Genomic DNA, 7,160 nt, shown 5'->3' with positions numbered 1-7,160 from the left:
AGGTGCGTCGCGAAGGAATGGCGCAGCGTGTGGACGGTGGCTTTTTTCTGGATGCCGGCTTTCGTTTTCGCTCGATCGAATATTTTCTGGACGGAGCGTTCGCTGATGTGGCGGTCTTTTGGTTGACCAGGGAACAACCATTCCTTCGGCCGGATGGCTTTTATGTAAATCTCAAGCAGCTCCATCGTCACATCCGAAAGCAGCGTGTAGCGGTCCATGCGTCCCTTGCCTTGCCGCACATGAATCAACTTCCGTTCGACGTCCAAATCACTCACTTTCAAGCGAACAACTTCACCCAATCGTAAGCCGGCCGAGTAGATCGTGAAGAGAATCGCGCGATGTTTGATGTTGTCTACCGCCTCAAGGATCTGCCGGACTTCTTCTTGGCTGAGCACGGACGGCAAGGTTTGCTGGCGCTTCGGCCGGGGAAGCTTCACGATGACGTCATCCCGGTGCAACACTTCATGGTAAAAAAATTTCAGCGCACTCACGAGCTGATTGGCGTAGGAGTGCGAAGCCTCGCGTTCTTCCAGATGATGCAGCACATATCGGCGAATTTCTTCGGGCGCCAACTCCAAGAAATTTTTATCATAAAATTGGCCCAGCCGCTGCACATGCCCGAGGTACGCTTTCTGGGTTTTCACCGAATAGCCTTTCAATCGCAGCCGTTGTTTCATTTGGTCTAGTTCTGATGGTTGTGGCGGAAGGCTGTCGGGTGCGGGTTCTTCGGTGTGCGGTTGCAAGGAAGGAGAAAATTGAAGGTCGTCTTGAGTGAATAGGACCTTGAGTTGCTCGAGGTGCTCTTGAGTGTGGGGGAGGGTCCAGTATTTCTCGTCGTGATGCCACCTTCGTCCTTGGAACTTTCGAATCTTCGCGACACGTGCTTCCGAATACGGAAGGCGAACGATCAATTCGCCGTCTTTTCCCGACTCAACAAAAACGCCCATCTTATCCACCTCGACTCGTCTACACCTCTTTACTTCGACAAAAATGGGAAAAATCCTGCCAGAAAATGCTATTTTTATTGCTTAATCGACGAAATTTGGCGTCACTGACTTTTCAGGCGGAATTCGTTTCCATAAAAAAACACAGCGCGAAAGCTGTGCGGGATCGTTTCTTTGGAATATTCAACGGTATTATAGAAGTCCGACGACGTAAAGGGCGGTGAGGGCGATGATCACGATCAGGAATAATGTCGTAACATAGATCTGCCGGCGCGAGGAATGGAAAGTGTTGTTCATGATTTGTTTTTCTTTCCGCAAATAGCTGAAGGTGGCCATTAAAATGATGAAGATGCCGCAAACTCCGGTGCAAAAACCGAGGACGATGACAAGGGTGTTGCCGAACGGATCATCGCCCATCCCGTCGGCGAAATGGAGGCTGGTAACCAAGAATCCGATGCCGAAGATCGCAACGGCAGTGCGAATCCATGCCAAATATGTTCGTTCGTTTGCTAAATGCTGTTGGGCGTATGGCAGTTGGTTCTTATCCTTCTTCATGTGCGCTCGCCTCTTTCGCTGCTTTGCGTCGAATCGATTCTACGCTCATTTTAACGCTCCCCGTCTCCCTGTTTCAATCTGCGGACACCAAATTAAATGCTTTTGTATGATCCGCTCGTACGGTTGATTTCTCCAAGCTCGATCCGGTTGCCGTCGGGATCGTGAAAAACGGCGATCGTGCCCCAAGAGAAAGTCAATCGATCTTCCGTAAAAGAAACGCCCCGTTTCTTTAGGGTTTCGACTTCCGCTGCTAGGTCATCGACATCGAAGCGAAGCACCGTCGGGTTTTCGCTTCGTCGCTTTTCGCTCGTGCTGCCGACGCCTCCTTGTTCGACCATCAAATAGCCGTACGGCAAATCGAAGCTGACGAGCGTATCCTTTTCTTTTCTGACGGGCAATTGCAAGATATTTTTATAAAAGTGAATGCTGGCCACGTATCGCTCAACAAATAAAATCAAGCCGAATTCGCGGTAGTTCATGTTCACCCTCCCTTTAATCTTGCCCTTCATTGTAAAGGGGTTTCAAACTTTTGCAATGAGGAGCGTGAGTCTCGCAAAAGGTCTTCATCTTCTCGTATTTTGCTGTCTCCTTTTCTTGTTGATAAACGTTCATCAAGGTCCAGGCAAGGATCAATTGCGTCAAAAGAGGGAGTTTAGTGAATTTCATTTCCAGGCTATGAATGATTTTCTCACTTTGAAATCCGTATAACACCTGGCCGATTTCGACAAACATTTCTTGAAATTCGTTTGATTTATTCACGCCGGGGAACAGCTTTGAAGGGGTTGAAGATGCTGCAGCCTTGCGGGCGTTTGAGATCCCAGAATGGATTTCCCCCGTAAAATAATGAATCAAACTCTTGATGTTTAAATCTACCGTTCGATAAAGCGGCTCCACGCCTTCCCAATCCACCTCGCTCATCGTTTTCTCAGCTTTTTCATACTCTCCGTATAAGACGTAAGGCAATGCCGTATGGTAAGCCAAAAATGCCTGTTTGATTTTCTCGTTCGTTTGTTTTTTCAATGGTTTTGTAAGCGTGTGAATCAATGCCTCCGATGTTTCACTTTGCAGGGCTTTGCTTATGTCCTTATTCATTCCTGACCATAGGACTTTTCTTAAAATAAAAATAAAGGGGACAGAGGCGGCTGCCGCTGCATACACTATCGCATCAGCATGGATCAATAAGATCAACAACAACACAAAAGCGAGGATGACCGGGATCCAAATTTTTAAAATGAATAAATTATTTTTTCTCAAAAAATTACCTCCTGCGCTTGAATTTTCGATGAGAACTTCTTGATGTTCTTATCGGCTTCTCTTTGCTGATTTTTAAATCCGCAACACGATCGATTGCCTTGCTGTTCATGTTCGATCAACCCCCTAAAAAAAGCAGAAATCGCTGACAGCGGCAAACGAATTAGTTGCCCATGCCAACGATTTTTTTAAGTGCATGCCAGAGGCGCTCCCAGAAGCTGTGTGCATCCGTTCCCCCGGCCGTTTCATACCTTTGATAAAAATCCTGCTCGTACTGGTTAGCAATCCGGCCGTTATGAATGAAAAGCATGTTTTCGTCGTTGTTCGTGTTGCCGTTCGTGCTCCAGTTCGTGGATCCGGTGATGACGGTCGGGTCGCTTGAAGTGCCGGCATCGATAATCATGTATTTGTCGTGCAGCTTCCGGTCTTCGTTGTCTTCGTACACCGGCGCCGGATGATTCCAGCGGATGTTCGGGTTGTTCTCGCTCGTGTCGCTGGCAGTCCTTCCTGTCATATCGACGGAGGCCGACCACCATTGGTTCCAGAAGATTTCGTCGAATACCCCTTTGACCTCAAACCCGGTCCGCGTGCCGACGTTGTCCTCGGCCGAGCCTTCCCATTTCACTTTTAACGCGTTCACCATCGATTGATCCGACCAGGCAAATATGCAAAAATGCGCACTTTCGTCCGCCGACGCCTGAATGTAGTCCGTAACATGACCGATCGCATCGTCGCCGCCGGAAAAATACACATCGATCTTCGTATCGTTCACATAGACGGTATGCTTCGTGTTGTCCGTCTTTCGATCATTGAAATTGGCCATCGCCGGATTCGGCGTCAGCGCCCGCGATCCCCACATCTCGCTGTACTCCGTCTCATACACGGTCGCGAGCGGCTCCGACACAATATCGACAACATTTTGCGAGTTGCCCCCCAAAATACCCGCTTCGCGATTGGCCTCGCTCCCGTACAACCCGGTCGTCGTCCAATTCCAGCTCCCCGTCCACACTTCCTCGTCGTCGATGACCGCGAACTTGTTGTGCATCTGCTCGCCGGGCGAATAGTAACCGCCGTCCGCCTTCTGCTCGGCGTCCACCATGAAATACCCGCTGCTCGTATGCTCCCCGACATCCACCGTTTTGCGCGGAAAATCCTTGTATCCGCTCGCCGCCAACCCATATTGCTGGCGGAAACTCGCATCCTCGACCGCGAATATCGGCGAGTCGGCAAACACGTGCACATCATCGGCCGTCCCGACCTCGCCGTCCGCCCCGCGCACGAGTTGCTCCAAATAGACGCGCATGAGCTTATACCGCTCGACATGCCCCGAATCTTCCGTCTCCTTCGCATCAACGATCATTCGCACCGGCACGCCTTCGGCCGCCTTGGCGATCAACGCCTGCACGACGTTCGGCAAATTGATCTCATAAATCGCCGCGTCAACGGATTCCGTCGCCGCATGGATCCGCGCGATCAGCTTCTCGGCAAGATTCACGTTCCCGTTCGCTTCATTCCCATCCGCCGCCACACTCGTATCGACCGCTTTATTGAAATACACCGCGATCGATCCCGGCCCGCTGTCCGCCGCCCCTTCGTTCGGCGTCACCGCCTCCGGCGTCCCGTACCCGCCGCCGTACGCCGTAATCGCCGTCCTCCAGCTCGCGCCGTCCGTGCCCGGCGCACTCGCCGACACGCGCGCCATCGTCGCTTTCGCGTCGTTGTCTCCCGCGTACCACTGATCGACTTCATCGATCACGGTGCCGCTCGCATTCGCGAGCCGCAAATCTTCGCCCGCGTTCACCAGTGCTCCGGCGTAAATTTTATCAGCCGCCGTATCCGGCAGCGTACCGTCGCTCGTCCTTTCCAATATGTAAAACCCTTGCGCCTCGATCGTTCCCGACAAGGTCACATCCGGCGTGCCGTCCGCCGTCGCCAATCTCCAGCCGTCCACGCTCACGCCGCGGGCCGTCGGGTTGTACAACTCCACCCACTCGTCGTTGTAACTCGTCGTCGTTCCCATCCAGGCAATTTCGTTGATGACGACGTGATCCGCCGTCGTCTTTGTTTGCGCATTCGCTTGATGTCCCGGCAGCGCAACCGCAGCCATTGCCAGCAACGCCAGCGCGGACATGCCCGCCTTTTTCAGTAATCTCATAGATGTCTTCCTTTCCCTAACGAAATTGGCACACTTGGTGATTATAACAAGGTTCATTTGGCGGGAGGTGAAATTCATAGGAAATGAGTCTATGGATCTAGGGCGAACTTGCCGCGAACGGAATGGTTCGATCGTAACGATGATCGCGATGGTCGTCGGATTGTTCGTTTTCGCCTTCGTTTTCCGGATGAATTATTGGCCGCACCTGCCTTTTGCCACTGATAGCGTTGCATGACGGGGACATTCCTGACGAAGGGTTTCAATTTTTTCAGCTTTTTCATGGGGTCACCTTTTTCGATCAATGCGGGTCACGAACACGCCAACCCCGAGCGTGTCCCTGCTCCATCGATGATACGTTCGTTTCCACGAACGTATCATCTCCCGCATCTCCTCCGCATTCGGATGCGCCTGCACCTAATCCACCACCGACTTCGCGTACCGCCACTCGAACGCGTCCCCCTCATCCTCGCTCGCCGTGAACGCCCAAAGCGGGACGAGTCCTGCGTCCTTCCGCTCGCTGTTTGCCGCCTTCAAGATGCGGCTCGCACAGCTCAACGGCAGTCACCGTCACGTCGAACTTCTCGACGAACTGGATCGGAATCTCGCAATTGCCGGCGCGGATATCGAATATTTTCTCCCCCGGCTTTAAGTCGAGCTGATCCAGCAGACGCTCCCACTTTTCCCGGCTGATCGGGTTGTTAAAGTCGTGATTTCTCGTTGCGATCGCTGAGTATTTGTTTCGGTCCATCGTATGCTCATTTATGTGAGTGATTTTTCGTTTTGGGTGCGCCATTCGTATAGACGCTCATAACTACCCAGTTCCTTTGGGCGATTTGCTTTCAGTTTAACGGGGCTTTCGGTTGGCTGCAACTTGTAACGGACATTGGGTCACCTTAGCCGGGGAAAAACATGCCTTGAAAAATGTAACGGACATCTGATCCCCTTAGAAGAGAAAATCACCTGCCGCGAACAGTAAAAATGGCGCTAAGAGGATTGTATGTCCGTTAGAATTCAAACTCACACAAAATCAACCGCTAAGAGGACGAGATGTCCGTTAGCGGGCTAAACGTTATAATAAGATTACTATGAGCGAACGGAGGAATTGCGATGTGGAAAAAATTATTGGCTGCCTGCCTCAGCTTGTTGTTCCTATTGTTTCTCCTTGTCGGGTTTACGCCCTATCCGACCGGCATCCTTGCGGCTTTTGACCGCGGGGCTCAGGCGAGAGCAGTCATTGCGAAAACGCAAACGCTGTCTATGAATCTTCTTCCTCAGCAACAGAGCACAGTCCTCGTCTCTTTTAAAGACTTACAAGATGCCCGCGACCTCAAAGCACTCGACGAAAAATACCATCTGAAAATCGAGAAAATTTATCAAGTTTGTAAAACGGAAAATGATACGTTCACCGGTGTGTACATAAAAAAAGACGATGAGACGCTGGAGGCAGCACTCAAACATTTTAAAAGGCAATTGCTGTCTGATGACCTGACGCACATGGAAGCGCAACTGACTACAATGAAAAAAGAGCTCGCCGCGCGCGGAGATTCGCCCAAAACAGAAGCCGACCGGAAAGCTTACGAAGCCTATCAAATCCTTTACAAGGATAAGAAAGCCGAGCGCGATTCGATCCTTGCGCATGAGCTGAAATTTTATGGAATCAAACTCTCTGCACGCAACGCCGATATTGTTTCCCTGTCACATATCCCCGCGGTCCGCCTGATTGAACGTGCGAATACGCAATCGATGTGGAACCCGGTTTTGCCTTAAAAAATCAACGCTCAAATTTCGGCGGTGCGCTTTCAGACTCGGGTTATAATGGATGCAACGAGAACGGAAGGAAGATTGCGATGATTTCAGCAAAGAAGAAAAATAAATATTACAAGGCTCTCCTTAATAAAAATTCCGAGTATGAAGGCGTGTTCTTCGTCGGCGTGAAAACGACGGGTGTCTTCTGCCGCCCGACATGCCCGGCACGAAAGCCAAAATTCGCCAACTGCGAGTTTTTCGAGACGGCCGAAGCGGCGCTGCTCGCCTCGTTTCGCCCGTGCAAGCGATGCCGACCGCTGTCGCACCCGAACCAAGTCTCCGACTTGGTTCGAACGCTCGTCGAAGCGGTCGAGACGAATCCCGAGAAGCGTTGGAAGGACCGAGATTTCGAAGCGTTGAGCGTGGATGCGTCGACGGCCCGCCGGCAGTTCAAGAAGCGGTTCGGGATGACGTTCGTGCAGTACGCGCGTGCCCGCCGGATGGGACTC

At 51.5% G+C, this 7,160-nt stretch carries 9 protein-coding genes; 3 read left to right on the top strand and 6 right to left on the bottom strand.

From position 1 onward, the window contains the following. The 5 genes from VFK44_14220 to VFK44_14200 form a co-directional block, all read right to left on the bottom strand. A partial coding sequence (locus VFK44_14220) for a site-specific integrase (protein ID HET7629524.1) occupies positions 1-947 on the bottom strand: 947 nt, incomplete at its 3' end. A gap of 189 nt (positions 948-1,136) precedes the next feature. Beyond that, positions 1,137-1,499, bottom strand: coding sequence for a DUF202 domain-containing protein (locus VFK44_14215; protein ID HET7629523.1), 363 nt, complete (start codon positions 1,497-1,499; stop codon positions 1,137-1,139). A 92-nt stretch (positions 1,500-1,591) separates the two neighbouring features. Continuing rightward, positions 1,592-1,978, bottom strand: a complete 387-nt coding sequence (locus VFK44_14210) for a VOC family protein (GenBank protein ID HET7629522.1) — start codon at positions 1,976-1,978, stop codon at positions 1,592-1,594. A 13-nt stretch (positions 1,979-1,991) separates the two neighbouring features. Continuing rightward, positions 1,992-2,753: a hypothetical protein gene (locus VFK44_14205; protein HET7629521.1), complete on the bottom strand. Its 762-nt coding sequence runs from the start codon at positions 2,751-2,753 to the stop codon at positions 1,992-1,994. A gap of 160 nt (positions 2,754-2,913) precedes the next feature. Next, on the bottom strand, positions 2,914-4,905 hold the full coding sequence (locus VFK44_14200) for a phospholipase D-like domain-containing protein (GenBank protein ID HET7629520.1): 1,992 nt from the start codon (positions 4,903-4,905) through the stop codon (positions 2,914-2,916). A 91-nt stretch (positions 4,906-4,996) separates the two neighbouring features. On the opposite strand from VFK44_14200, the gene VFK44_14195 reads away from it, so the two are divergent. Then, positions 4,997-5,140: a hypothetical protein gene (locus VFK44_14195; GenBank protein HET7629519.1), complete on the top strand. Its 144-nt coding sequence runs from the start codon at positions 4,997-4,999 to the stop codon at positions 5,138-5,140. Between the two features lie 225 nt (positions 5,141-5,365). On the opposite strand, the gene VFK44_14190 is transcribed toward VFK44_14195, so the two are convergent. Further along, a complete protein-coding gene (locus VFK44_14190; protein HET7629518.1) occupies positions 5,366-5,698 on the bottom strand; it encodes a class I SAM-dependent methyltransferase in 333 nt (110 codons plus the stop codon). 314 nt (positions 5,699-6,012) lie between these two features. On the opposite strand from VFK44_14190, the gene VFK44_14185 reads away from it, so the two are divergent. Together VFK44_14185 and VFK44_14180 are read left to right on the top strand one after the other, a co-directional pair. Continuing rightward, entirely contained in the window at positions 6,013-6,672 is a 660-nt protein-coding gene (locus VFK44_14185; protein HET7629517.1) for a hypothetical protein, read from the top strand. A gap of 80 nt (positions 6,673-6,752) precedes the next feature. After that, a partial coding sequence (locus VFK44_14180) for an Ada metal-binding domain-containing protein (GenBank protein ID HET7629516.1) occupies positions 6,753-7,160 on the top strand: 408 nt, incomplete at its 3' end.

The sequence above is a fragment of the Bacillales bacterium genome (assembly GCA_035700025.1).
Lineage (GTDB): Bacteria > Bacillota > Bacilli > Bacillales > DASSOY01 > DASSOY01.
This window is presented reverse-complemented; position numbering and strand designations above follow the sequence as displayed.